We start from the raw sequence: 25,267 nt of genomic DNA, 5'->3' as shown, positions 1-25,267 counted from the left end.
GCTCAGGAGCCCTCGGCGCGGGGCGGGGCGTGGGCGGAGGCGGCCCGTGCCCTGGCCGCGATCGACGGGTCCGGGTGGTGCTGCCCCAGCAGCCGCAGGACCGAGCGTGTGTCGGGGTGCTCGGGCCGCCACAGCCGGGCGACGTCGTCGAGCAGGAAGCGGTCGATGCCCTCGGCCGCCTCGGAGACCAGGAACGACTTCAGGCCGGTCTCACCCAGGCAGGTGGCCGCCGCGAACATGTCGATGGCGGTCCAGTGGCCGAACTGGGCGGTCAGCCTCGCCCGCTCGGGCTCGGAGAGCATACGCGAGGCCAGCAGGACCACTGACGCCAGACCGGCCAGGGTCGGGTCCCCGCTGCGGAGCAGGGCGTACAACTGGGGTTCCACCCGAGAGCTGATGGTGCCCAGCGCCATGGTGGCGTTCCACCGGCGCAGGGCCAGCCCGGGCCCGGAGGAGACGGTGACGATCTCCCGGAGGGCCTGTTCGGGGGAACGGGCGTCCAGCCAGGCCGTGAGGGCGACGAGCTGGCCGTCGGGTGAGAAGTCGGCCAGGGCGTCCAGGAACTCGTCCGCGTCGAGTCGGACGAACTCCTCGGTCAGGGGAGCGGACTGCTCCTCGGCCAGGAGGATCTGCCGGATCCCGAAGCGACCGAGGTCGGTGAGCTGGACCCAGGACGGCGCGGCGCGGGGTGTGCGCGCTCCGGCGCCGTCGGAACGGGGACCGTACCAGCCCAGGGAGATCGCTCCGGTGTCGCTGAGCCGCCACAGTGCCCGGGTCAGCCGGACGCTGTTCCAGGCGGGGCAGCGTGCCGGAAGGTAGTGCGCCTCCCGGGCGGGCAGGATCTCCTGGGTGACCAGGCGCAGGGGTACACGCGCACCGTTGGGTGACTCGTACAGGCGTGCCAGCGTGGTCTGGGGTTCGAGCCCCGCGATACCGCGCAGGGACTGTTCGACGCACGAGTGGAAGGCGAGCGTCCACCACCGCAGCACCCGGCCCGGGGAGTCGAGCCAGCGCTCCAGGTCCGGGGTGGGGCGGGCCTGGCCGGTCTCGCACTCGATCATGCCCAGGTGCTGGGCCGTGCGCCAGGCGGCCAGGAAGTCCTCGGCCTGGGTCGCCGAAGTGATCCCGTCGGCCCAGGCCGCACGTCGTTCCGGGGTGCGGTCGAGGGCACGCGGCCACAGGCCGCACCTCTCGATCGCCGTACGCACGTCCTGCGGGTCCGGTACGCCGTCCACGTCCACGGGGGTGACCGGGCCGCACCAGCGGGCGAGGTCGACGGCGGAGCGCAGCAGGTCGCTGGACAGGGCCCTGTCGGCGAGTGCCTCGATGGGGAGGAGGGACACCGGACGGGCCGCGAACCTGCGCTGGGACGGCGCCTCCGGATGGTGGGTTGACATCTGTGCCCCCGACTTCTCCTCGCTCTGAGTTTCTCTCACTTTTACAGCGGGACCGGGGGCGGTGGAGCGCTTTCGAGGACATCGTGGGGAGAACGCGGCCGATCGGGGTGGCCGGGCGCAGGGCATAACGGAAATTTCGGCAGAAAAACCCAGCTTCTGGTTCCGTTAACGACCTGTCCGAGAGTACAGGCGCTGGAATTCCGGAAACCGTAGTGTGGATTCGTGGTTCAACGCAGGTGCGAGGCGCCGTTGACGTCCAGGACCGCCCCCGAGGACCAGACCGCCTCAGGCGAGGCGAGGTAGCGCACGGCCGACGCGATCTCCTCCGGCGCGGCCACCCGACCGAACGGGCTCTGCGCCCGGACCCCGTCCGTGAGCCGTGCGGACACCCGCTCCGTCTCCACAAACCCGGGCGCCACCGAGGCCACCGTGATGCCGTGCGGTGCCAGGGCCACCGCCAGCGACTGACCGAGCGCGTGCAGCGCGGCCTTGCTGGCCCCGTACGCCGCGTGGTCCGGTTCGCCCTTGAAGGCGCCCCGCGAACCGACGTTGACGATGTGCCCGCCGCGGCCCCGGTCGATCATGTGCCGCGCGACCAGGTAGGAGAGGTCGGCGGCCCCGAACACGTTGACGTCCACGGTCGCGCGCCAGACCCGCCGCCACTCCTCGTAGGAGGTGTCGGCGACCGGATGCGGCAGGTTGACGGCGGCGTTGTTGACCAGCACGTCCACGCCGCCCAGGAGCTCGACCGCCTCCTCGACCACCGCCGCCGCGGCCCCGGGGTCACGCAGGTCGGCCCCGACCAGCACGTGCCCCTCCCCGGGCAACCCCGCCACGGTGGCCTCGGCCTCCTCGCGACGCGAACCGTAGTGCACGGCGACACGGTCACCGCCCTCCGCGAAGGCGGTCGCCACCGCCCTTCCGATCCCCCTGGCGGCGCCGGTGACCAGCACGTTGCGACTCATGTGGTGACCCTTCGACGGTGGCACGGCGTCCCGAGGCTACCGTTCCGGGACACGGCGGCCCCCACCCGCCCCACCTTCCCCAGGGCGCCGCCAGCGGCACCGGACCGTCACCTCGCGCGGCGGGCGGTGGGGCGTCACCGGCCTCGCGCGGCGGGGTGGCGGGGCGGGACGTGAGGGGGATCCGAGGCGCGGGCACTGGTCAGGGGCCCACACCGACCGTACCGAACCGGGCGCGGCGGGCGGCCCTCGCGGCCTCCGGGCCCAGGGCCCCCAGAGCGATCGCGGTCAGCACGCCGTCGGTCGCCGGATGGCCCGAGCGCCACATGAGCCGCGTGACCGTCTCCGGGTCACGCCAGACCGGGGCGTCGAAGGGCAGCGGAGCGCCCAGCTCCACCCGCAGCGCGTAGGTGTCGAGCAGGACCACCACCAGCTGTTCCAACCGCACCCGGCCGGGCTCGTCGCTGGCGTGCGCGACCCACCCGCCCAGCACGGGGTGGTCGCGGTAGTCCTCGAACACCCCATGGAGCTCCTCCTCCCTCCCGGCGAGGAGCCGGAAGACGTCCAGCCGCTGGCGCCAGGAGCCGAGTTCGGCGCAGACCTCCAGGAGCTCTCGGGCACCGTCGCGTGGCCCGCGTTCGGCCAGCCAGTCGCGCCCCAGGACCTCGATGTCCACCGGTCGGCCCTCCCAGAGCTGGAGCAGCAGCTCTCGTGCGTCCATGTGCGAGGTCGGCGGATATCCGGGCAGGGCGATCCCCCAGCGGCGCCACCGATGCGCCATGGCCTGGTCACCCAGCGGGCTGATCCGAAGTCCGTCGTCGGCCCGAGCCTCGACCGCCCCGACCCGGACCAGCGAGCGCACCACGGCCGCGACCCGTTCCTCGGCGGTCTGCGGTGCCGCCGACCGGCACGGGCCCGGTTCCCGCGGGGCCGGGACGGAGGGAACCGGGGTCGGCCACGGTGCGAGTGCCGCCACCAGGTCGGGGACGGTCCACACCCCTCCGGAGGTGAACAGTTCTCCGAGTACCCGGGAACCGAGCGTGCCGTGCTCCGCCAGCATCGCGGGCAGCGCCCGGACCCAGGCGAGGGCGACGCGGGTGTCGTCCTCCCAGTCCCGGGCGTCGCCGACGGGACGGACCTCGGTGTAGGTGGCCCGCAGGAACCCGGCGCGCAGCGCGACCCCGAACAGCCTGGCCACCTCCTCCCGGGCCATCCCCAGGTGCGCCGAGGCCTCGGCCACGGTGTGCTCGGTGAGCGCCTCATCCTCGCCAGCGGCGCTGAGGGGCAGGCCCCCGTCCGCCCACGCGGCCAGGCGCAGGGCCCGCTCCAGGTCGGGGCAGGCCCGAGCGGCGGAAGCGGCGAGCCCGGCCGGGGGGAGGTGCACCCGGGGGAGGTCCTCCGGTTCCCAGAGCCGCCCCCACCACGGTGCGCCGTCCTCGGTGACCGACCAGGGGGCCTGGTCGTGGGGGAGGGGCTGGACGGCCTCCACCGCCGCGCGCAGGGCGCGGGGGCTCTCCTCCGGTCCCAGCAGGTTCTGGTCCACGAGGTGGTCGCACCAGGTCAGCCAGGTGGCGCGGAAGTCCTCCGGCAGAGGGCCTCCCGCGGACAGGGTGAGCATGACCCGGGTCACGTCGTCGCGGTCCCAGTCGCCCGGGTCGGATCGGACGTGGCCGTGGACGGTGAGGAGGCGGGTGAGGAATCGGGGGTCGACACGACGGGCCCCGTCGGCCCAGTCGAGGCAGGAACGGACGGCGTCGTCGACGGTGGGCAAAACGGTCATGGCGTCCTCGCTTCTCTCCCGGGGGCTGAGTGGCCGCGCCCCGCACCACCGGGAGGTGACGCCGCCACACATCCATCATCGGAGAACGCGGGTTCCTCTGCTGAGGGCCTGTGGACAACCGCGGACGAACGTTCGGGGGACCCGTGGAGAACGTGCGCGCCGGGTTGGTTGAATGCGCTCATGCTGATCCGTACCGCGCCGCCCTCCGAACGGGAGACCGTCGGCGCCCTCCGTGTCCTGGCCTACGAACACCAGGGGCTCCTGGACGCGAGTCCCGTGTACGCCCACACCCTGCGGGGGCTCGGGTGGGAGGACGGGGACGAGGTCCTGGTGGCCGAGACGGAGGGCCGTGTGGTGGGCACGGTCGTGTTCGTTCCCTGGGGGCCGCGCTGTGAGATCGCCCGGGGCCCCGACGAGGCCGAGGTCCGCGCCCTCGCGGTGGATCCCTCCGCCCGGCGGTCCGGGGTCGGGGCCGCCCTCGTGCGCGCGCTCGTGGACCGGGCGCGCGCGGAGGGGGTGGCCCGTCTGGTGCTCTGCACCCGGACGGTGATGACCGGGGCTCAGCGCCTGTACGAGTCCCAGGGCTTCGTCCGCCTGCCCGAACGCGACTGGACCCCCGTCCCCGGGGTCGACCTCCTCGCCTACGAGCTGGTCGTCGAGGGCTGACGCGGTTCCTACCGAGCCCGGACGGCGGTGTTCCGCAGGGGGCACGCCCCGACGCGGGCCAGCACGCTCTCGGCGGAGGGGTCGGCGGCCACGGCGAGGATGAAGGCCTCAGGGTCGTCGTCGACCGTGGGCAGACCGGCCTCCACCAGGTCACGCGCGGCCTCCTTCGGCGGCCGGTCCGCGAGCCAGCGGTCCAGCAGCACCTCCACGTCGACCGGTCGGACCCGATCCAGCAGGTCCAGGAGTCCCTTCGCGTCCAGTCCGTCCAGCGGCGGCACGACCGGGACCCGGACACCGGAGTCGCGCAGGTGCCGGGCGGCGCAGTGGTCGCCCAGGCCGGTGGTCCGGTAGCGCCCCGTTCCGACACCCTCCACGGCGCCGAGGTCGGCCAGCGCTTCGAGCGCCCGCAGGACGTGCTGTTCGGGCTCCTCGGAGCCGGGCAGGGCGCCGGGGCCGCAGGCCCCGACCAGCTCGGCGGGGGTGTGCGCACGCCCGGACAGGAACAGTTCGGCCAGGAGCAGGAACGGGGCGGCACCGGGGAGCGCGACCATGGTGGTCAGCGCGTCCGCCCACGCGTCGGCGGCCGCGCCGGGCCGGTCCTCGGCCCAGGCGGTCGCCGCGGGGCCGGGCAGGACGTGCAGGTAGGTGGTGCGCACCAGGGCCGCCGAGCGCGCCACCGAGAACAGGAACCGCACCTCGGCCGGAGTGCGGTCCAGGTCGCGCGCGGCCTGGGCGGTCTCCTCCGCGCCGAGTTCGTCGTGGTCCGTTCCGGGGCGCAGCAGACGCCTCGGAGCCACCCACGCGGACAGCCGGGCCGCTCGGTGCAGGGGCGGACAGGCCAGGGCCCGGGCGTCGAGCTCGGCCCGGGACTCCGGGACGTAGGGCAGCACCGGTGCGGGTTCGGTGCCCTCCAGGAACCCCAGCCGAGCCAGCAGCGGAGAGGCGGCGTCGTCCACGGGATCGTGGCCGGGAGGTCGTGCGGAACCCGGAGTCAGACCGATGCGCTCGATCGCGGCGCGCAGACGGCGCGGACTCTCCGCCGACCGCAGCCCTCCGGAGGAGACGAGGTGGTCGCACCAGGCCAGCCATCTGTCCCGGAGGCTGTCCGGCAGGGTGTCCCGGAGGCTGTCCGGCAGGGTGTCCCGGTCCCGCAGGTGGGCGGCGACGTCGTGGACGTCGTCCACGGTCCAGTCGCCGGGTTCGTGCGCCCCGGTGTCGCGGTGGACGCTGAGGAGGAGGGCCAGGTCCCGCTCCTCCAGTGCGGGTGGGGGATCGGCTTCGCTGGCCCAGTCAAGGCAGGCGGAGATGGCGGGCAGGAGTCTCTCGGTCATGTCATGGTCACCGAACGTTATGCGGATGGCCGAACCGCATCAGGGTAACCCCGGCAGGTGCCCTCGCATGGGAAAACGTCGAAAACCAGACCCTTCCCGATCGTGTTCGGACGCGGTAATGGACGCGTTTTTCCCTGGTGTTGCTGGGGGAGCGGTGAAGCGGGGGGAAAAAGGGTGGGCAAAAGCGACGGAATCATAACGGGTGGGTGTATCGGTGGGATTGGTCGTGCTCTCTGTCGGTAATAACTAATCGCCGTTTCGCTGGCCGGAATCGGTCATTTTCTCAAGGCGTGCGGTGTTTGGGGTCCGTGGGTCGGGAAGAATCGCCGGAGGCGGCGGGAGGGGGCCGGTGTCGGGCGAGGGAGGTCCGGGCCAGGGCACCCGCACCGCGGGGTGGGAGTGGACTGTCCAGGCACGAGGCGCGTGGATACCCACGGGGAGTACACAGAACGACAAATGCGATAATCCAACTGGGTTACGCACTTTCCGTCATCCCAGGAGGTCGCCCGCGTGGCACGGAGTACCGACCCGGAAAGACGCCCCGAATGGCCCGATGGCATGGACGTCGACGCGCTCCTCGGTCAGGGGTGGCGGCCCACGCCCTTTCGTGAGTTCATCCTCAAGATCCACAGCCGCTGCAATCTGGCCTGCGACTACTGCTACATGTACGAGATGGCCGACCAGAGCTGGCGGTCGCAGCCCCGCCGCATGGCCCGGCCCACCGTGGACCGCGTCGCCGAACGCATCGCGGAGCACGCCCGTGCCCACGGACGCGAGCGGGTGGACGTCGTCCTCCACGGCGGTGAACCGCTCCTGGTCGGCCTCGACCACCTGAGGCACACCGTCCAGTCCCTGCGCAAGGCCTGTGAACCCGACGTCCACGTGGCGCTGCGCATGCAGACCAACGGTGTGCTGATCGACTCCCACTTCCTCGATCTGTTCGAGGAGCTCGGCATCCGCGTGGGGGTGAGCATCGACGGAGCCGAGGCCGACCACGACCGCCACCGCACCCGCGCCAACGGGCGGGGCACCCACGCCGAGGTGCGCGCGGGCATCCAACGGCTCAACGACCGCGACGGCCGCCTGCTGGCGGGCCTGCTCACCACCATCGACCTGGAGTCGGACCCGGTCACGACCTTCGAGCACCTGCTGGAGTACGACCCGCCCGGCGTCGACTTCCTCCTACCGCACGGCAACTGGGACGAACCTCCGCCCGGGTGGTCGCCCACCGAACCGCGCTACGGCGCCTGGCTCGTGTCCGTGTTCGACCGCTGGTACCACTCGACCGAGCGCGAGACCAACATCCGCATGTTCAACGAGATCATCCGACTCGTCCTGGGCAGCCCCTCGCGCACGGAGAGCGTGGGACTCTCGCCCGCCGCGCTCGTGGTGGTGGAGACCGACGGCAGCGTCGAACAGGTCGACAGCCTCAAGTCCGCCTTCGAGGGGGCCGCGAGCACACCCCTGCACACCTTCACCCACACCTTCGACGACGCCCTCTACCTGCCCGCCGTGGCCGCCCGCCAGATCGGGGCCCGCGCGCTCAGCCCCACGTGCGCCGACTGCCCCCTGTCCCGGGTCTGCGGCGGCGGCCTCTACCCGCACCGCTACCGCGGGGGCAGCGGCTTCCTCAACCCGTCCGTGTACTGCGCGGACCTGTTCCACCTGATCACCCACATCCACCAGACCGTGGCCGCGGACGTGGCCCGCATCAGGAAAGGGGTCTGAATGTCAGATCCGGTTCCGGAACCGGTGTTCGAGGCCCTCGCCCGTGGCGGCGGCGGGGACGGGGCCACCGCCCACCTGCGCGCCGCCCAGTTCGGCAAGCACCTCCTGCTGTTGCGCCGCGTCGTGGACGCGGCGCGGGCCGCGCGGCACCCCGACGCCGACCGCGCCCGGAACGCCTACGAACTGCTGGCCCGAGCCCAGGAACAGGCACCCGAGCAGGTCGCGACGGTCCTGCGCCACCCCACCGTGGGGGTGTGGGCCCGGCGGACCGCGTTGGCCCTGGCCGGACACCGACCCGAACGGCCCCGGGTGACCGGACTGGCGGCGGTCGCGGCCGTCGCCGCCCTGCGCGGCCGGATGGACGCGCGCCTGGAAGTGCCCCTGGACGGCCCCACCGCCCCGCTGCCGTCACTGGGCCGGGCCGTCCTCCACACCAGAGGCGAACGGGCCCTGTTCGAGACCACCGGAGGCCGGGCCACCCTGAGTACCGGACACGGTCCGGAGGTGGCCGTTCCCGAGGATCCCCACGAGGACGCGCCCGGTTGGCACGCCCTGCGCCGACTGGCGGCCGAACACCGGGGCCGACGCCTCACGCTGCTCTTGGACGACCTGGACCCCGACCGCATGCCCGGGGCCGACCTCGTCGCCCACCGGATCGGAGCCGCCGAACTCGCCCACTGGCGGAGCACCCTGGAGGGGGCCTGGCGGCTGCTGGTGGACGACCACTGGACGGTGGCCGCCGAGACCGCCGGCACCGTGCTCACCCTGACCCCCATCACCTCGCCGGGCGGGCGTGCCCACACCAGCGCCACCGCCCGACACGCCTACGGCAACCTGGGGCTGTCCACCCCGCCGGGAGCGACCCTGCTGGCCCTCACCTTCGCCCACGAGGTGCAGCACGCCAAACTCTCCGCGCTGCTCGACCTGGTGGACCTCACCCTGCCCGAGGACGGCAGCCGCTACTACGCGCCCTGGCGACCCGACCCGCGCCCCGCCTCGGGGCTGTTCCAGGGGGTCTACGCCCACCTGGGGGTGGCCGGGTTCTGGCGCAGGCACCGGCACGCCGTCACGGGACGGGAGTCCGCCCGGGCCCACGCGGACTTCGCGCACTGGCGGCGCTCCACGGCGGACGCCGCCGGTGCGCTGGCCGACTCGGGCAGGCTCACCACCGAGGGCAAACGGTTCCTGGCCGCCACCGACCGCACCCTGCGGGCGTGGCTGGCCGAACCGGTCCCCGCCCCGGCCGAGGAGGCGGCCGACGCCGCCGCCCGCACCCACTGGGAACGCTGGCACGCCCGCCACGGCTGACCGGATCACAGCACCGAGGCGATCCTGTGCGCCTGGTGGGCCCGGAGCCCGCTGAGAATTCGGTGTGCCTGGAGGAGCTGGTCGTGGGCCTCGTCGGGGCGGGATTCCTCAAGCAGGCACAACCCGATCCCCTCGAGGGCCAGCCCTTCCTCCAGAGGGAGAACCTCCGTGCGGGTGATCCCGAGGGCCTCCTCGAAGCGGGAGCGTGCGTCAGCCGGATTCCCCTGAGCCAGGCATAGGACCCCGATAAGGTGCAGCGCCTGAGCCAGCCCGTGGGCGGTGCCGATCTGCTGGAACAGCTCCAGTGCCCGATCCAGGTTCCTCTCGGCCTCCTCCAGCCGTCCCAGTGCGGTGAGCGCACCGCCGAGCGTGCACCGTGCGAACGCCTCCCAGAACGGGCTGCGCTGAGCCGAAGGCACCGTGAAGCCGTGCCGAACGATATCGACGGCTGATCCGTGCTCTCCGGATTTCCCATGGAGCGCTCCGAGATTGGACAGGACGCTGGCCTCTCCCGGCTGGGAGCCCAACTGCCGGAACAGCCGCCGCGCCAACCTCAGGTCAGCCTTCCCGGCTGAGAAGGCGCCGATGTCGCCCCGGACGTGGCCGCGATGGTTGAGCGTGTTCGCTTGGCCGAAGCGATCGCCCAACGCCCGGTACTCAGCCAGGGCGCGGCTCAGATGGTCGACCGCATAGGGCATATCCCTGGTCCGTGACGCCACCACGGAGGCCCCGAGGAGGGACTTCGCCGCTCCGGCGCGGTTGCCGTTGGCCTCGTGGATCTCAAGGGCCTCGGAGAAGTCGGCGAGGCTGGCCGCGTAGTCGGTGTTGACCCAACGAGCGAAACCCCTGTGATTGAGGGACAGTGCGGTCCCGAGCGGGTCGCCGGCGGAACGGAAGAGCTCGAGGGCACGCGTCTGGAGTTCGACAGCGTCTCGGTAGTCACTCTCCCGGGTGCGGAGTACCCCGAGCTGGTTGAGTACCTGGGCGATCCCCCGGGGTTCCCTGGAACGCTCACGCAGCTCCAGTGCCTCGACGAGGAGTGGTCGGGCTCCTCCGTAGTCCCCGACCAGCCGCAGGACGATTCCCAGCCGGAGGAGGCTGTTGGCCCTGGCTTGAGGATGCCCCTCGACGCCGATCAGCTCCAGGGCCGGCTCCAGGTTCTCGCGCGCCCGGCTGATCTGGCCGACCAGCGTCTGGACGTGTCCGAGGTCGGTCAGCGCGCAGGCGAGGTTCGCCGGTTCGCCGTGCGCGGTGGCCACGCGTACGGCCACTGTCTGGAGCTCCAACGACAGGGTGTTGTCACCACTGGTGCGCAGGTACTCCAGCAGTGCCGCGGGAAGCGCCATCGCGTGACCGTGGAACCCCTCTCGCTCGGCGTGGCGGGCGGCGACGGCCAGGTTCTCCCACTCGGTCTCCAGCCAGGCGCGTGCCTCGGCCGCGTCCGTGAATTCGGGCTCCATGACCCGTGGTTCCGCGATCACTTCCGGAACGCCCACGGGAGACCGGTCGCCGAGAAGGAGGCGGTCGGCCGCGCGGGCCGTGTGAAGGTAGTGGTCGAGGAGGTGTCCGACTCCGCCGTCGTCGCTCTCCTCCCGAGCGGCGCCCGACCGCTGTCCGCGCAGGTACTCACGGACGAGGTCGTGGAACCGGTAGCGGCCGCGTGTGGGCTCGGCCAGCAGGTGGTGTTCGTACAGGTCACCGAGAAGCCTCCGGGCCGTCGGGAGACCGACGCCGGTCAGGGCACAGGCCGCCGGGGCGTCGAACTCCGTCCCCGGGTGGCGAGCCAAGGACACCAGGAAGTCACGCGTCCGTTGCGGGAGCGTGCGCAGGGACAGGTCGAGCGAAGCGGTCACAGAGAGGTCCTCCGACCGAAGCAGGTCCAGGCGGTCCCTGGTCTGGGTGAGATCAGTGACGAGGTCCTCCAGCGTCCAGCTGGGATGGTGTTTGAGCTGTCCGGCCAGAATGCCCAGGGCCAGGGGGAGACGGGCGCACAGTTCCACCAGCCGCCGCAGGCCGCCGTCCGGGACGCCCGGGGCGGGGCGCCCGCTGAGCCGCACGAAAAGGTCGGCGCTCTCTGCGGGGTCGAGAGCCTCCAGGGGGCAGGGGCGCGCGTTGACTAGGCCGGTGAGTCTTCGACGGCTCGTCACGAGGACCAGGGCGCGGCTGCCTCCGGGGAGGAGTGGACGTATCTGCGCGCTGCTCGCGGCATCGTCCAGGAGCAGCAGCAGGCGACGGTTGGACGTCCGGTCCCGCCAGAGGGCCGCCCGCTCTTCGGTCCCTGAGGGCAGCCTCCCGGAATCGAGTCCGGTGGCCAGGAGGAGAGACGCGAGGGCGGCCCCCGGGTCTGTCGGCGGCCGGTCCGCGTTGTGGCCGTGCAGACGCAGGAACAGGCACCCGTCCGGAAAGCGCCCGGCGATCCGGTGGGCCGCGTGGACGGCGAGGGTGGTCTTGCCGATCCCGGCCATCCCACTGATCGACCGAACTGTCAGAGCACCCTTGGGCTCACCGTCGGGACTGGTCAGGAGGGTGTCGAGCTCCCGTTCCCGACCGGTGAAGGACGAGGTGTCCGCGGGCAGGGTGTTCCGTGGGTCGGGTGCGGCGACGGCCTCCCGTGTGACGGGAGCGGTCACGGTCAGGGTGTCCAGTTGCCGGACCTGGATCAGGTTTCCGCCGCTGACGTCACGGGCCGAGTTCTCGACGGCCAACGGGAAAGGTCCCTTCCGTTCGGGGGCGGGCGGGGTGCGATCTCAGAGCAGCGGGGGGTCGAAGTCCGCGACCAGTCGGCGGCCCTCACCCGCGGCGCCGGTGTAGGAGTGCTCACGGCCCAGGGCACGCAGGTAGCCGGTGAACGTGTGCTCGGCCAGCTCCTCGGCGTCCTCCGTCTCGTGCTCGGCGCGCAGGTCCAGCACCAGGTTGGAGGCGCAGGCCAGCGTGCTCGGGTGCTCCTCGCCCAGCAGGGACCGGTAGCGGCGCAGGGTGCCCCGGCCCAGCCGCGTCGCGTTCTTGGCCTCGCCCAGCGCGGCCAGGTCGCTGGCCAGGTTGGTGGCTGCCGCCAGGGTGTAGTGGTGGTTGCGGCCGAGCCTGGCCTCCAGGGCGTTGAGCGCCGACTCGTTCATCGAACGCGCACGCGCCGGGTCGCCCATCAGCCGGTACAGCAGCGCCACGTTGCTCGTGCAGCCGTGCTTGTACGGGTGGTCGGCGCCGTAGGCCTGGGCGTAGCGCATGTCGGTGTCCTCGGCCAGCTCCAGGGCCCCGGCCAGCTCGCCGGTCATCCGCCACAGGTTGGCCAGGCACATCGCCGCCGCCAGGGTGTCCGGGTGGTTGATGCCGCGCAGCCGCAGGTAGCGGGAGTGCGCGTCCTGCCCGAGTTCGAGCGCCTCGTCCAGCTCACCCGAGAGCCGCCGGGCGATCGCCAGGTCCACCTGGGCGCGCAGCGTGCGGGGGTCCTCCACACCCAACTGCTCCCGGCCGTAGGCCAGCGCGTCCTCACCCAGGTCGCAGGCCTCCGTGTAGTCGCCGGACAGCCGCACCACCTGGGCCAGCCCGGACCAGAAGGCCAGCAGCGTGGGCGAGCCCCCGGCCGGTCCGCTGCGCTTGAACAGCATGTAGGCGCGCTCGTGCTTGCTCTGCGCACCCCCGAAGTCGCTGGTGAGCGTGTGGTCCAGGGCCAGGTTGTACAGGGCGCGCAGGGTGGCGGTGTTGTTGGGGCCGAAGGCCTCCTGGTACTGGCGGAGCACCTCCTCGTCGTGCTCGCGGGCCTGCCAGAAGTCGCCGCGCGCCCGGTAGTCCGCGCCCAGGCCGGAGAGCACGGAGAGGGTCTCCGGGTGCGCGTGGCCCAGGGTGCGGCGCATCTTCGGGAGGATCGCCAGGTTGAGGTCGTGCGAGGCGATGTACCTGCCCAGGTCACGCAGGCGGTTGGCGTACTTGGCCTGGGCCTCCAGCACGAAGGAGTCCTCCTCGCCGGAGTCGGCCGTCCACTTCTCGATGAAGTTGCGCGCGTAGCGGCTGGCGGTCTCGTAGTTTCCGGACACGTAGAGGAAGTTCAGCATGTTCAGCGCGAAGCGCCGCACCTCGGGCCGGTCCGACTCCGCGACCCCGGCCGGGCGCATGTGGGAGAGCAGTTCGAGGTAGCGCGCCTGGGCCGAGGCGTCCGTGAAGCTCTTCGGCGCCGCCGCGCTCAGCAGGGACCACACCTCGACCCGGATCGAGTCCTGGGTGTCCTCGTCCAGCTCCTCGCGGAGCAGCGCCTGGATCAGCCGGTGCACCTGGATGGTGCGGTTGGCCTGGTCGAGCCGGACCAGGGCGTACCGGCCCAGCTGGCCGATGGCCTTGCTCAGGCGGATCGGGTCGGCCATCAGCTCCGCCATCTCGGGACGGATCGGCCCCTCGTCCACCGGGAAGAAGAGATCGCGGGGGATGGGCTCGGGGCCGAAGAAGGCGCAGCAGCGCAGCAGCTCCATCGCCTCGGGCAGGTTCTCCTTGAGCTTCTCCACGGACAGCTGCCACGCGGCGGTCATCGGCTTGGGGTACTCCGGCGGCTTGCCCTCGCGCAGCAGCGGGCCGGTGCGCTCGGACAGCAGGCGCAGGTACTCCTGCGTGGACATGCCGGTCTCGGACTGGAGGGCTCCGGCCTGCTCCAGTGCCAGCGGGAGGTGCCCCAGGGCCTCGGACAGCTCGACGGCCTCCTCGGTGGTGATGCCGCGCGGGATGCGCTTCTTGAGGAACTCCACGCTCTCGTGCTCGCTGAACACGTTGACCGGCACCGTCTCCGCCACGCCCTCCCACCGGTGGTTGCGGGTGGTGATCAGGACGTGCCCGGGCCCCTGCGGGATGACCTCGGTGAGTTCCTCCGGCTCGTCGGCGTTGTCGAAGATGAGCAGCCAGCGCGCGTACGGCTCGCCCTTGCGCAGGGCCTCCAGCACCGCGTCGGCGGCGTCCTCGACCCCGGTCACCCCCGGCCCGGGCAGGCCCAGGTGTGGCGCCAGGTGGGCCAGCGCGGAGTCCACCAGGCCCGGCTGGTCGGCCATGATCCACCAGACCAGGTCGTACTCGCCCCGGTACCGGTGGGCGTACTCCACGGCCATGAGGGTCTTGCCGACCCCGCCGTACCCCTGGAGCGTGTGGGGGACCACCGGGTCCGAGGGCTGGGGGACCACGGCGGTGACCTGATTGAGCAGTCCGGCACGGAGCGCGCTGATCTGTTCGTCGCGGCCGGTGAAGTTCTTGTGGCGCGGCGGGACACGCCCCCACACTTCCGGGAATCTGTTTCCGCCGTGCCCTTCCGGGAAACGGTTCCGGTTCTGGCCCAGGGGGGTCCCTTTGGAAGCGGTCACGCGTTGTCCTCCGGTTTCACATAGGCCCCACCAGGAATTCTTTTCCCCATCACAATAAGAAGTCCCGGTGTTGTGTCGTGTCGGTACTTGTTGCCTGAGGGATTCGTCAACCTCATCAGAGTAGGCGAAGAGGTTAGGGAAGGACAGGTGTGTGGTAGGAACTTCTGTACGGCGAATCGAAGAACGCCGGTGCGAATGGGCGGACCCCACCGGCCGTTCGCGGTCGGCCGCGGAACGGCGGCCGCTATCACGCGGAGGCGAGCACATGGGAGAACACGGGTTCACCGGTGGAACAGCGCTGGTGGACGTGGGTGAGCTGTCGTTGCGCGACCTGGAGGGCATCGGCGGTTCGGCGATAGCCGAGGCGCTGCGTACGGTGCTCGACCCCGGAGAGGCGGGCGCCGAGGTGGTGGCCGGGTTCGTCAACGACCCCGAGTAGGACCGTTCGGTGGCGACACGTCGTCGGTGCGGCGAAAAGGACACAGGAATGTCACCAGGGCCCGAAACCGGGCCCTGACGTGACACCATGGACAGCGCTCATCACGCAGACGCTGTCTCCATTCTCGCTGGCCGGGAGCTGCTTCATGACACGAGCCGCCATCGTCCACGCGCACGGACCGTTCGTCGGGGCGCGGCCCTTCCGCGCCCGGGACCGGCGACACTTTCTCGGCCGCCGTTCCGAGACCGAGGAAGTGGTGCGTTCCTGGAGCCGCCACCGGCTCACCGTCCTTCACGGGGACAACGGGGTGGGAAAGACCTCCCTGGTCGGAGCCGGCGCGCTGCCCGCGCTCACCGATCGCGGGAGCACCGTCCTCCCCCTGGGCGAACTCCGTTTCGACCCGAGCTTCCCCGCCGCCATACTCCCCGGTCAGAACCCCTACAGCAGGGCCCTGTTGGCGCTGTGGAGCCCCTCGGACTTTCCCACACACGGGCCGGGCACCTCGATCACCGACTACCTGCGCACCCACGAGAGCACCGACCGGCAGGGCCTGCCCCGGCCGGTCTTCGCCGTTCTGGACCAGACCGAACTCCTGTTGCGGCGTTCCGCCGCGCCCGAACCGGTGCGCCGGGACTTCCTGGACGAGCTGTTCACCGCTGTGGAACACCGCCCCGACCTGCACCTGCTGCTGACCGTGCGCACGCAGCACCTCGACGAGCTCCGGCGCCTGGTGGAGAAACGGGAGGTGGAGCACGCGGAGGTGGGGTTGGCCCCGTTCACCCCCGGCACCGCGACCGAGGTGGTGACGCGCTCCCTGACCCTGGCCGGCTCGCGTACCGCGGTCCGGGACTCCGGGCGGCTCGTCGACCAGATCCGCGCCGTGGGCGAGACGGGGAGCGGTCTCCGCGCCGGCGACGACACCGTCGAGCCCGCCCTCCTCCAGATCCTGGGGCAGGCGCTCTGGGAGGAGGCCAACGGGACCGGAACCGCCCTGGTACCGGACTCCGACGCCGAGGTCGACCGCGTCCTCACGGTGCACCTGTCGAGGGTCCTGGCGGAGGTGGCCCACGAACACCTGGTGTCCCCGGAGGTCCCGCACGCGTGGCTGCGCGCCGTGGCCGAGGCGGGGCCCCGGGGCGTGGGCCGTCCCGCCTGCGAGGATCCGGACGGCGAGCTCACACCCGGAATGGTCCACGCCCTGGAGGACCGCCATCTGGTGACCGCGAACCGCGACGGGTCCGCCTACCTGTTACGGCATCCGAGGCTGGCCCGTCCCCTCGCGGCACTGTCCCCGTTTCCTCCGGCTCCCCGCGGCCAGGGCGAGCCGAACCTCCTGGACGCCGCCCGCGTCGCCCACACCCGGGGGGAGACGGCGCTGGCCGCCGAACAGGCGCGTCGGGGCCTGAGCTCCCGTCCGGCACCGGGTCCGAGGGAGCGCGCGCTGCTCACGGCTCTCCTGGGAGACCTCGCTTTCGAGCGGGGCGACCACCGCGCGGCGGCCGGACACTACGCGGACGCGGCACGGCAGCGGGAGGCGGTCGGTGACGGAGCGGCGGTCTCGCGCCTGCTGGTGGCCGAGGCGCGCAACCGCCTGATGGTCGGGGAGCGGTCGGCGGGGCTGACGGGGCTGGCGGCGGCCGAGGGGCGCGTGCACGCCGACCCCAGCCTGCGGGCCGGGATCGGGCAGGTGCTCTGGCTCGCGGGGCAGGGGAGTTCCGCCCTGGACGTCCTGGAGGGCGCCATGGTGGGCGGCGGCGGGATCACCGAGGCGCGGCGCACGCGTGGTGAGATCCGAGCCGAGCAGCGGGGAGCCGCCAAGGGGGGAACGCGTTGAGCCTGTTCGACTCCACCGTGCTGGTCGCACTGATCACCGGCGTCATCACGGCCGTCAGCACTCTGGGGGCGACGGCCCTGTCGGGGCACCGCGCCGCCCAGGTGGAGCGATGGCGCGCCGAGCACGCCCTGGAGCGGGAGCGGGAGCTGCGCGACCACGAGAGGGGTCTGGCCCGGGAGCGGGAGGTGCGCACCCGGTTGGAGGAGGTGCGGGGCAGCGTGTTGCGGCTCGACATCGGCATGCGCAGCATCGCGCAGATCCGGTTGCACGGACCGTCCCGGCAGGGCGGCGACGACCTCTCCGAGCTCGTGCGTCAGGCCCGGACGGACGTCTTCGAGGCGGTGATCGCGGTGGAGCGCATGCGCGACGTCCTCTCGCCGGACGGACAGGACCGGGTCGACGACCTCCGCGACGCGGTGGACGAGGCCCTCAACCACGTCCAGGCGCGTACCGACCGGAGCGCTGAGCAGGTGCACCGGGATTTGGCCTCGGGTCTTCGGGCTCTGGCCGAGGTGGTTCCGGCGGAGTGGGTCCTGGAGGCGGTGGCGGCCCCCGTCGTACGGTCCGGGGGCGCGGCCGGCTCCTTCGCGGTGCCGTTCGAGGCTGACCCGAGCGCAGAACGAGAGCCAGAGTGAACGCGAGGGTGAGCGTTCCGACGGCCGCGCACACCAGCAGGACGGTGCCGTGCACCCCCAGTGACTCCAGCGCGTAGCCCCCGCACAGCATGCCCACGGGCAGGGCGCCCCCGCTGAGGAAGCGCACGGTACCGGTGAGCCGTCCCAGGTACTCGGGGGGCACGTGGGTGGTGTGGTACGTCGCCACGGTGACGTTCATGTGCGCGCCGACGAAGCCGATGCCGCCCCAGACCACGGGCAGCGTCGCCAGGAGCCAGGTCGGTCCGGCCCGCTCGGCCGTCACCAGCAGCAGGGTCAGGGCCAGCCACGACCACAGGCAGAGCACCACCATCCGGGTGGGGGTCAACCTGCGGACCAGGATCGGGGCGAGCAGGGCGCCGAGCAGCCCTCCGGCACCGGTGGCGGCCAACACCACGCCCAGCAGGAAGGCCGACAGCCCCTCGTCGGTGGCGGTCATCATGATGATCAGCCAGACCGACTGGAAGAGCGCGTTCGTGACGGTGCACACGACCAGGGACCGCAGCAGGAAGCGGTCCGAGCGCAGGAGCAGGAAGCCCCCGGAGAGTTCCCTGAGGACACCGTGCCGGGAACCGGAGCGCCGCGCCCTCCTCGGGATCCGGGGCAGCAACCAGGCCGCCCACAGCCCCAGGGCGGAGACGACGGTGTCGAAGAGCGCGGGCAGCCCGTGTGCCAGTCCGTACAGGGCACCGCCGAGCGGGCGGCCGATCATCTGGGTGGCGTCGGTGCGGGCCTCGTTCTTGGCGGCCGCGCCGGCCAGTTCGTCCCGGGGTACGAGCAGGGGCACCGCGGCCGCCCCCGCCGTCGCGTGCAGGGTGCCGCACACGCCGTGCAGGGCCGAGGCCACGGCGAGCAGGACGACCGGCGCGTCGAACACCAGGACGGGACCGACGAAGAGCACGACGCAGGCCACACGGGTGGCCAGACCGACGACCATGACGGTGCGCGGGTCGTGGCGGTCCACCACGAGGCCGACGGGTATGTGCAGGACGGTACGGGGCACCATGCCGGCGGCGGCGATCCAACCGGCCAGGACGGGAGACCCGGTGTGGAACAGGGCCAGGAGGGGGATGGCCAGGCCGAAGGTCATGGTCCCGAGGCTGGCCAGCGCCACACTGCTCCACAGCAACGCGAAATGGCGTCGCCAACGTCCGGTGTCTCGAGTCGGAAAGGTCTCCCCAACGCGGGGTTCCGTTGTTGACATCGTTCTCAATGCAGATGGAAAACGTGGGTGCCGAAAAACCCCGCAAGGTGTACCGGGGTGACAAATCCGAATGCGGCAGGCCCTGTGGTGTAGGGCTTGTGCTGACCCGATCGGCGTGGTCCACGCGGTTCTGAAGGTCCCGGGTCATGCTATCCGGAAAAGCGCGTCACCTAGGCCTGTTGGTGTTCAAGATGAGTGTTTGGGTCGCAAGTGTCAACAGGGGAAAGGGTGATTGGTCGTTTTATGCCGTTTTCTCCGTTTGACCTCAACTCTGGTTGAGGTCGCACACTGCTCGGTAACCGGATCCGGGAGGACCGTACCGCGTCCCGAGACACCCCGACCGCGGGCTAGCCGGTCACCAGTCGGGCCACACGGTGGGCCTCGGTGGGGTCGGGGCACTCCCAGCGCCGGATCAGCCGTTCCACCGCCGCCGCCGGTACCGGCGCGGACCTGCGGCCCATCCGTTCACGCAGCACCCGGGGCGGAGCCTCCAGCGCCACGATCTCCACCCGGGCCCGGTAGTCGGCGGCCAGGGACACCGACCTTCCGCGCAGGTCACGCGAGACGTTGGTGGCGTTCCACACGAACGACCGCCCGGCGCGCAGGTGCTCGCGGGCGCGCTCAGCTGCGGCAGCGACCACCCGACGCTGGTCGGCGGCGGGCCGGACCCCCAGTTCCCTGCGGAGCGCGTCCAGGCTCACCACCGGCACGTCCGGACGGTTCTCCCGGATCCAGTGGTCCTTGCCCGAGCCGGGCAGGCCGGACATCACCGTCACGGTCATTCGCGTGTCGTCGTGGGCGGCGTGGTCCGGGTCGCGGTCGGGCCTGCGGAAGAACCAGAACCGCGCGTGGTCGGACGGAAACGCGCGCGGCACGTCCAGGCAGCGCTGCTCGGCACAGTACTCCGCGTACAGTCCCACGTTGTCCAGGACCTCCGAGGCGTCCCCGCAGTGACGTCCGAGGATGTCGGCGGTCGCCAGCAGCACCAGGTCGTCGTTGCGGGCCAGCAGACTGGCGCGGAAGGCGATCCGGCGCAGGTCCGGGCGCTCCAGAGCCCAGAACGGAACCTGGTGGTGGCGGACCAGCGCCGCCACGTGCTCACGCCACTCGACCGGAGCTCCCGACTCCCAGAGGAACCTGCGGGTCAGCAGGTCACCGGCCCGGGAGTGCCCGTGGGCGGTCACCCGGCCCTCCTCGTCGCGCCGGGTGCACAGGGGTTTGGCCACGTCGTGCAGGAGCACCGCCGCGAAGAGCCGGACCCGCTCCTCGGCGGGCCGCGCGCGCCACCCGGGCAGTTCGGCGAGGGCCTCGCACGCCATACGGGTGTGCACCTCCACGTCCCCCTCGGCGTGGTGCACCGGGTCCTGCTCGACCCCGGAGAGGTCCCGCACCCACGCGAAGGCCTCCCGCACCCGGCTCCAGTCCAGCCCCCAGTGCGGCGGGGCGGGACAGAGTTCATCGAACGGCCGCATACAGCACCTCCGGGTCGGCCAGCGCGTTGGCGATCAGCGGCCGGTCCAGCCAGTGCGTGCCCGCGTCCAGGATCGCGGAGGTGAACTCCGACCGCACCCACTTGTACCGGTCGACGGTGTGGTCGCCCTCCTCGACCTTGACGTACAGCCCCTCCATCAGGTCGGAGCCGTCCGTCTCCGCGAGCACCCGTCCGGGGTCGGCGCCCCCGGCCCTGGCGGCGTCGGCCAGGGCCTCGCGCCACGCGGGGGTCCGGCAGGTGGAGGTCCCCACCAGGGAGGTCAGCTCTCCGAGGGAGGACAGGGGGCCCTCGTGCAGCACCGGCACCGACACCACGGGCGTACCGGCCAGGAGCGCACGCCAGCGTGGTGTGGACAGGAACGTCCCGGCGCGGGTGTCCAGCACGTCGAACGCGCAGAAGTAGTGCGGCAGCGCGTCGTAGAACACGGTGTGCCGCGCGTACAGCCACTCGCCGTAGAGCACGTACCGGTCGCCCAACCGGGGCCACAGAGCGGGCGCCACCGCCGCCGCCCAGGCCTTGAACGGGCCGAACTGTCGTTCCCGGGGACCGCCGGTCAGGTAGTGGCCCCGGCTCTGGAGCCGCGGCCGCCCGTCGGGCCCGAAGCTGATCCCCGCGTTGGCCCCGTCCAGCTTCTCCTCCACGACCAGGTGCCGTCCGGCCAGGGCGGCGAACGGCGCGGCCGACAGGTCGTGGTCACCGTGTTGGAGCCGCGACCCGCGGATGTGCCGGGTGCGGGGGTACTTGCGAAGCATGTGACGGTTGTACACACCCTTCAGGGCCGGGGGCCAGCGGTTTTCCGAGCCCTCAGGCCAGCCTGGCGCGGGTCCCCAGGGAGGCGGCGTCGGCGGCGGCCCGGCCCTCGTACCAGCCCTCGGCACTGGAGGGGCCCCGGACCCGGGACGAGGTGAGCGCGCCGAAGGCCTCGTCGACGGCGGCCTCCACGGCCTTCTCCCGGGCCGCGAACACCGGGACGAGGTCGGTGCCGGTCTCGGCGGTGACCGCCTCCTCGGCGGCGCGCGCCGACTCGGTCAGCCGCTCACCCACCCGTACCGCGAACGCGGACATGAAGGAGGCCCTGAAGTCCCTGCGCGCCCCGCGCCCGGACCGGTCCCGCTTCGCGCCGCTCACCCGCATCGCGGACTCGGCCTGCACCAGCAGCGACGTGTACAGCAGATCCACGGCCTCGACGTCGCCGGGGAAACCCATCACCGTGCTGAGCCCCAGATCGCGGTGCCACACGGCACGGCAGTGGTTGGCCTCCGCGACCTCGTTCAGCAGCACGGCCCGGTGCTCGTCATAGGGCGAGTCCACCGGGAGCCTGCGGGCCGAGGCGGCCTCGGGCTCCTCGGGGTCCCGCTCCACCAGGGCGAGGTCGATGCTGTGTCGCGCCATCATCTCCTGGGCCCGCGCGGTCAGCGCCTCCGCCTCCTGCGGGAACTCGGTGGACTCCGCCTTGGCCAGCAGCGCGCGGACGCGTTGGAGCCGCCCCCGGTCCACCGGGGCGGAGGAGTTCACGCCCGGTCGGAAGGTTCCCGGCGGCGGGCCCAGCCGACGCATCGGAGGCAGCACGCGCAACAGGGCCAGGAGCCGGAGCACCACCTCCACCGCCTCGAACCTCAGCAGGCCGTGCTCGGAGCCCAGTCGGGCCAGGTGCTGGTCGCCCGAGGCCGGGGCGGTCGCGCCCAGGGCGCGTACCTGCTCGGTCCAGCGGGGGTCCACCGTGGCGGCGGAGTGGCGTTCGAGGTCGGCGGTGACGGCCTCCGCGCACACGGTGGCGGCAAGTGGCCCGGACTCGCGGGACACGTGCCGGACCGTCTCCGTGGGCTGCCAGCCGCGCGCCCAGGCGTCGGCGATCGCGAAGAGCAGGGTGTCGAGGAGCGCGCGCCCCGCCGCCCCCGCCCAGGCCGGGTCCTCGGCGTCGGCAAGTCGGGCCGACGCGAGGTCCACCCCGCCGCCCTCCTGTCCTCGCACGAGCGCGTCGACGGCGCCGGTGACCACCTCCACGGGGGTGTCCGTGGGACCTGGCCCGGACCACTCGGCCCCGGCCCGCGCGTCGCCGCCTCTGCGGCCCTTCCTGCCCACGGTGGTACTCCCCGTTCGAGAGACTGTCGGGCCCTGCGGCCGTTGCGGCCCCCTTCGGGCCGACTGGACATCCTACCGGCCTGCGACTTCGGTGGCGGAGTGGGGGATCACACCCCCGCGCCCTGCCGTTTCCCGCAGGGTGACCGGAGGGGTGGCCCCATGGTGGGGCGGATTCCGGCTGCCCGGGTTCGGAGCCATGCCCGTCGCCACCGCCCCGGACCTACCCGACTCGTCGCGCCCGGCTCCGCTCGCCGCGCCCTGCGTCGGGGCCGGTCCGATTCCTCCGCTCCTGTCTGGTGAAGGGGATCGGTGCCCGACGCCGAAAGACGCCCCTTTCCTCCCGGAATCATCCCGGAAACACCGGCGGCCTAGCGTCGTCCCCACCGCAGCCACCGAGGAGTCTCCATGCGTCAGGGAACCGGGCCCACGGGCGACGAGGCGGCGGGGGGCGGAACGGCGGGCCCATCGCGATGCCCGTACACCGGAGGGGCCGCCCACTCCCTCGACCGGAGCCCGGCACTCGGAGCGGAACCCTCCTGGGACCGGCTGCGGTCCCGGCACGGTGGCCTGATCCCCGTGGAGGTCACCCCCGGAGTCCCCGGCTGGCTCCTGCTCGGCTACAAGGAGAACCTGCGGGTCCTGCGCGACCAGACCCACTTCTCCGCCGACCCGCGCCCCTGGGGCGACGACGCCGCGCCCGTTCGAGGCGCGGCCCTCGCTCGCGACGGTGACGACCACCAGCGCCTGCGCCTGCCGATCGTGGAGGCGCTGGCCTCCGTGGGCACCCCACACCTGGTCCCGGTGGTCGAGCGCGTCGCCGTGCGGCTGATCGGCCGGGTCGGAGCGGAGGGCGCGGCCGACCTCGTCGGGCAGTACGCCGCACCCCTGCCCGCGCTCGTCCTCAACGAACTCCTCGGGCTCCCGGACTCCTACGGCCACCTGCTCGCGGACCTCACCGACCGCCTGCGCGGCGACGACGCCCGGCGGGCCGCGACGGCCGCACCGGCCGTGCGCGCCTACTTCCTGGGGCTGGTCGCCCGCAAACGCGCCGCACCCGGGCGGGACGTCACCTCCGCGCTCCTGGAGCACCCGCACGGGCTGACCGACGACGAGGCGGTCGAGGCGCTGCGCCTGCTCTGGGCGACGGGCCTCGAACCCACCACCCACCTCATCGGCAACGCCCTGCGCCTGCTCGTCGAGGACCGTCGGGTGTGGACCGCCTACCTCGGCGGGACGCTCACACCGGAGGACCTCCTCGACTACGTCATGTGGACCGACCCTCCGGTCCGCGTGCTGGCGGGACGCTACGCGAGAACGGACCTCCGGTTCTCGGGGACCCGGATCCGGCGGGGCGATCCGCTGCTCTTCGCGTTCGGGGCCGCGCACACTGACCCGTCCGTCGCCGGAGACTCCGGAACCGCCATGGACCAGCTGGCCGGGAACCGCGCCCATCTGTCCTGGGGCGCCGGAGCCCATCGCTGCCCGGCCACGTCCCTCACCCAGGAGCTGGTCCGCACCGCCGTCGACACGGCGTTGGACCGGATGAGGGACATGGTCGCGGTGGTCGGGCCCGCCGGTCCGCGACGACGGGCGTCCCCCGGCGCGCACGGGCTCGAGGAGCTGCCCGTGCGGTTCACCCCCACCGGGGAGAGCGAGCCGGTCGCGGCAGCCGAACCGGATGTCAGAGGCGCCTCCCGGCGCCGCAAACGCCGTCCCGCCGCCCGGGGCGCCCGCTACCAGGCGCCCTTCGCGGAGAAACCGCACGAGCCCGACCCCCTCGAACGGCTCCTGGAGACGTGGACCCCCCGGAGCTGAGCCCCGGGAGCCGATCCCGCCGTGGGCTCAGCCCGCTTCGGGGTCCACCACGACGAGCTCCGGGTGGACGCTTCCCGGATCGTCCAGGAGGGGCTGCTCACCACCGCGCAGGTGGTGGTCGAAGTAGGCGGCGGCGTAGGTCCGCACCAGGTTCACCCCGTGTTCCACCGGGAGGTCGCCGAACTGCGCCCGCCACTGCTCGGGGGTCAGCGTGTCCCGCAGCCCGAGTCGTTCCATGAGCACACCCCGGTCCAGGGCGGTGGAGTGCCCGGAGTCGGTGACGCGGATCCACTGGCGCCAGCCGGTCAGGCCCGCCCAGCGCTCCTCCCAGCCCTCCCAGGACTGCCCCTGGCCGTTGGCGAGCAGCGCCAGCGGCTTGTCGATCTCCTCCTCCAGCTGCGCGGGGTAGTAGGGGCCGTCCAGGTTGAGCCCGGCGTCCACGCGCTCCTCGGTCACCAGCGTCTGGGCGGTGGCCGCCCCGCCCCAGGAGTGGCCCACCATTCCGGTCCGGTCGGTCGCGACCAGCGCGGACCAGCGCCAGGCCCCGCCGTCCTCCAGTGCGTCCAGGAGGAGGGTGACGTCGTCGACCCGGTTGACCGCGCCGTCCTCCCACCGCTCGGTGGCGCAGGCCCCGCACCGCTCCACGAGCCCGTCGGGGAACTCCACCGGGGCCGCCTCGTGCCGGTGGTCGATCCCGGCCACCGCGAAACCGTGGCTGGCCAGGTCCTCACCGAGCGAGGACATCCAGGTCCGGGAGACCCCGGCTCCGGGGGAGAGCACCACGAGGGGCAGGCCGTCGTCGGTGCGGGCCGGCGGTGCGTCCGCCACGGAGTGGGTGCGCACCCGGGTCAGGGTGTCCGCCGGAAGGTGGTCGAACCCGCTCTGGGCGAGGATCGCCGCGGACTCGGCCTCGGTCAGGTAGGGGGCGGGACGCCCGGTGTCGGTGCGGGCCGGGTACCAGAGCGTCACCATGATCTCCCGGTCACCGCCGAACCACGGGTCCTCGCGGTCGGTGTCCACCAGGTGCAGGTCGGTGGTGCCCACGGGCGCGGGGCCGGTGGGTGCGGGCAGGGCGGCGGTGGGTGGGCGGTCCCCGTCGGTCGCGGCGGAAGCCGGACCGGAGGCGAGGGTGCCGCCCATGGCCAGGGCGCAGGCCAGGGCCAGGGGCGCGGACCGGCGGCGAGCGGTCCGCGCCGGGGGAGCGGGGGTGCGGGAGGACGTGGAGGGGTGCGGCATAGGGGAG

General features: G+C 72.7%; 17 protein-coding genes. 6 read left to right on the top strand and 11 right to left on the bottom strand.

The features are described 5' to 3' along the window. Positions 1–2: 2 nt before the first annotated feature. The 3 genes from ACRWK8_RS18250 to ACRWK8_RS18240 form a co-directional block, all read right to left on the bottom strand. Complete coding sequence (locus ACRWK8_RS18250; protein WP_431871751.1) at positions 3–1,397, bottom strand: hypothetical protein; 1,395 nt, start codon at positions 1,395–1,397, stop codon at positions 3–5. A gap of 227 nt (positions 1,398–1,624) precedes the next feature. Next, complete coding sequence (locus tag ACRWK8_RS18245; RefSeq protein ID WP_431871749.1) at positions 1,625–2,362, bottom strand: SDR family NAD(P)-dependent oxidoreductase; 738 nt, start codon at positions 2,360–2,362, stop codon at positions 1,625–1,627. A 199-nt stretch (positions 2,363–2,561) separates the two neighbouring features. Then, positions 2,562–4,139 carry a hypothetical protein gene (locus ACRWK8_RS18240; RefSeq protein WP_431871747.1) on the bottom strand — a complete coding sequence of 526 codons (1,578 nt, stop codon included), beginning with the start codon at positions 4,137–4,139 and terminating at the stop codon, positions 2,562–2,564. Between the two features lie 180 nt (positions 4,140–4,319). Between ACRWK8_RS18240 and ACRWK8_RS18235 the strand changes: the two genes are divergently transcribed. Continuing rightward, positions 4,320–4,805, top strand: a complete 486-nt coding sequence (locus ACRWK8_RS18235; RefSeq protein ID WP_431871745.1) for a GNAT family N-acetyltransferase — start codon at positions 4,320–4,322, stop codon at positions 4,803–4,805. Between the two features lie 8 nt (positions 4,806–4,813). On the opposite strand, the gene ACRWK8_RS18230 is transcribed toward ACRWK8_RS18235, so the two are convergent. Beyond that, a complete protein-coding gene (locus ACRWK8_RS18230) occupies positions 4,814–6,136 on the bottom strand; it encodes a hypothetical protein (RefSeq protein WP_431871743.1) in 1,323 nt (440 codons plus the stop codon). Between the two features lie 558 nt (positions 6,137–6,694). On the opposite strand from ACRWK8_RS18230, the gene ACRWK8_RS18225 reads away from it, so the two are divergent. Further along, positions 6,695–7,864 (top strand): FxsB family cyclophane-forming radical SAM/SPASM peptide maturase, encoded by a 1,170-nt coding sequence (locus ACRWK8_RS18225; RefSeq protein ID WP_431871741.1) that lies wholly within the window; start codon positions 6,695–6,697, stop codon positions 7,862–7,864. Next, positions 7,865–9,172: an HEXXH motif domain-containing protein gene (locus ACRWK8_RS18220; protein WP_431871739.1), complete on the top strand. Its 1,308-nt coding sequence runs from the start codon at positions 7,865–7,867 to the stop codon at positions 9,170–9,172. Positions 9,173–9,177: 5 nt separating this feature from the next. Here ACRWK8_RS18220 and ACRWK8_RS18215 read toward each other — a convergent pair whose 3' ends face one another. Next, entirely contained in the window at positions 9,178–11,877 is a 2,700-nt protein-coding gene (locus tag ACRWK8_RS18215; protein WP_431871737.1) for a tetratricopeptide repeat protein, read from the bottom strand. Positions 11,878–11,919: 42 nt separating this feature from the next. Then, on the bottom strand, positions 11,920–14,424 hold the full coding sequence (gene fxsT / locus ACRWK8_RS18210; protein ID WP_378736867.1) for an FxSxx-COOH system tetratricopeptide repeat protein: 2,505 nt from the start codon (positions 14,422–14,424) through the stop codon (positions 11,920–11,922). Between the two features lie 346 nt (positions 14,425–14,770). On the opposite strand from fxsT, the gene fxsA reads away from it, so the two are divergent. Next, positions 14,771–14,944, top strand: coding sequence for an FxSxx-COOH cyclophane-containing RiPP peptide (gene fxsA, locus ACRWK8_RS18205; RefSeq protein ID WP_378736865.1), 174 nt, complete (start codon positions 14,771–14,773; stop codon positions 14,942–14,944). 145 nt (positions 14,945–15,089) lie between these two features. After that, positions 15,090–16,778, top strand: a complete 1,689-nt coding sequence (locus tag ACRWK8_RS18200) for an nSTAND1 domain-containing NTPase (RefSeq protein WP_431871735.1) — start codon at positions 15,090–15,092, stop codon at positions 16,776–16,778. 429 nt (positions 16,779–17,207) lie between these two features. On the opposite strand, the gene ACRWK8_RS18195 is transcribed toward ACRWK8_RS18200, so the two are convergent. The 4 genes from ACRWK8_RS18195 to ACRWK8_RS18180 all read right to left on the bottom strand — a co-directional run bounded on the left by ACRWK8_RS18195 (position 17,208) and on the right by ACRWK8_RS18180 (position 22,209). After that, on the bottom strand, positions 17,208–18,560 hold the full coding sequence (locus ACRWK8_RS18195; protein ID WP_431871733.1) for an MFS transporter: 1,353 nt from the start codon (positions 18,558–18,560) through the stop codon (positions 17,208–17,210). 422 nt (positions 18,561–18,982) lie between these two features. Then, positions 18,983–20,107 carry an AAA family ATPase gene (locus tag ACRWK8_RS18190; protein ID WP_378736859.1) on the bottom strand — a complete coding sequence of 375 codons (1,125 nt, stop codon included), beginning with the start codon at positions 20,105–20,107 and terminating at the stop codon, positions 18,983–18,985. Then, complete coding sequence (locus ACRWK8_RS18185) at positions 20,091–20,879, bottom strand: RNA ligase family protein (RefSeq protein WP_431871731.1); 789 nt, start codon at positions 20,877–20,879, stop codon at positions 20,091–20,093. Before ACRWK8_RS18185 ends, ACRWK8_RS18190 begins: the two co-directional genes overlap by 17 nt. Before the next feature lie 52 nt (positions 20,880–20,931). Further along, positions 20,932–22,209 carry a DUF2786 domain-containing protein gene (locus ACRWK8_RS18180; protein ID WP_431871729.1) on the bottom strand — a complete coding sequence of 426 codons (1,278 nt, stop codon included), beginning with the start codon at positions 22,207–22,209 and terminating at the stop codon, positions 20,932–20,934. Between the two features lie 405 nt (positions 22,210–22,614). On the opposite strand from ACRWK8_RS18180, the gene ACRWK8_RS18175 reads away from it, so the two are divergent. Next, positions 22,615–24,024: a cytochrome P450 family protein gene (locus ACRWK8_RS18175; protein WP_431871727.1), complete on the top strand. Its 1,410-nt coding sequence runs from the start codon at positions 22,615–22,617 to the stop codon at positions 24,022–24,024. 27 nt (positions 24,025–24,051) lie between these two features. On the opposite strand, the gene ACRWK8_RS18170 is transcribed toward ACRWK8_RS18175, so the two are convergent. After that, the gene (locus tag ACRWK8_RS18170) at positions 24,052–25,260 is read right to left on the bottom strand and encodes an alpha/beta hydrolase family protein (RefSeq protein WP_431871725.1); all 1,209 of its coding nucleotides are present in this window, start codon (positions 25,258–25,260) and stop codon (positions 24,052–24,054) included. Between the last annotated feature and the right edge of the window lie 7 nt (positions 25,261–25,267).

The organism is Nocardiopsis eucommiae, assembly GCF_965344335.1.
GTDB classification, from domain to species: Bacteria; Actinomycetota; Actinomycetes; order Streptosporangiales; family Streptosporangiaceae; genus Nocardiopsis; species Nocardiopsis eucommiae.
The sequence above is the reverse complement of the archived record's forward strand: the minus strand, read 5'-3'. Positions and strand labels throughout refer to the sequence as shown.

Coding starts and splice junctions, on each gene's coding strand:
- ACRWK8_RS18200 (WP_431871735.1), top strand. CDS start 15,090: ATGACACGAGCCGCCATCGTCCACGCGCACGGACCGTTCGTCGGGGCG.
- ACRWK8_RS18250 (WP_431871751.1), bottom strand. CDS start 1,397: ATGTCAACCCACCATCCGGAGGCGCCGTCCCAGCGCAGGTTCGCGGCC.
- ACRWK8_RS18245 (WP_431871749.1), bottom strand. CDS start 2,362: ATGAGTCGCAACGTGCTGGTCACCGGCGCCGCCAGGGGGATCGGAAGG.
- ACRWK8_RS18220 (WP_431871739.1), top strand. CDS start 7,865: ATGTCAGATCCGGTTCCGGAACCGGTGTTCGAGGCCCTCGCCCGTGGC.
- fxsA (WP_378736865.1), top strand. CDS start 14,771: ATGGGAGAACACGGGTTCACCGGTGGAACAGCGCTGGTGGACGTGGGT.
- ACRWK8_RS18235 (WP_431871745.1), top strand. CDS start 4,320: ATGCTGATCCGTACCGCGCCGCCCTCCGAACGGGAGACCGTCGGCGCC.
- ACRWK8_RS18170 (WP_431871725.1), bottom strand. CDS start 25,260: ATGCCGCACCCCTCCACGTCCTCCCGCACCCCCGCTCCCCCGGCGCGG.
- ACRWK8_RS18175 (WP_431871727.1), top strand. CDS start 22,615: ATGCGTCAGGGAACCGGGCCCACGGGCGACGAGGCGGCGGGGGGCGGA.
- ACRWK8_RS18225 (WP_431871741.1), top strand. CDS start 6,695: ATGGACGTCGACGCGCTCCTCGGTCAGGGGTGGCGGCCCACGCCCTTT.
- ACRWK8_RS18240 (WP_431871747.1), bottom strand. CDS start 4,139: ATGACCGTTTTGCCCACCGTCGACGACGCCGTCCGTTCCTGCCTCGAC.
- ACRWK8_RS18190 (WP_378736859.1), bottom strand. CDS start 20,107: ATGCGGCCGTTCGATGAACTCTGTCCCGCCCCGCCGCACTGGGGGCTG.
- ACRWK8_RS18230 (WP_431871743.1), bottom strand. CDS start 6,136: ATGACCGAGAGACTCCTGCCCGCCATCTCCGCCTGCCTTGACTGGGCC.
- ACRWK8_RS18185 (WP_431871731.1), bottom strand. CDS start 20,879: ATGCTTCGCAAGTACCCCCGCACCCGGCACATCCGCGGGTCGCGGCTC.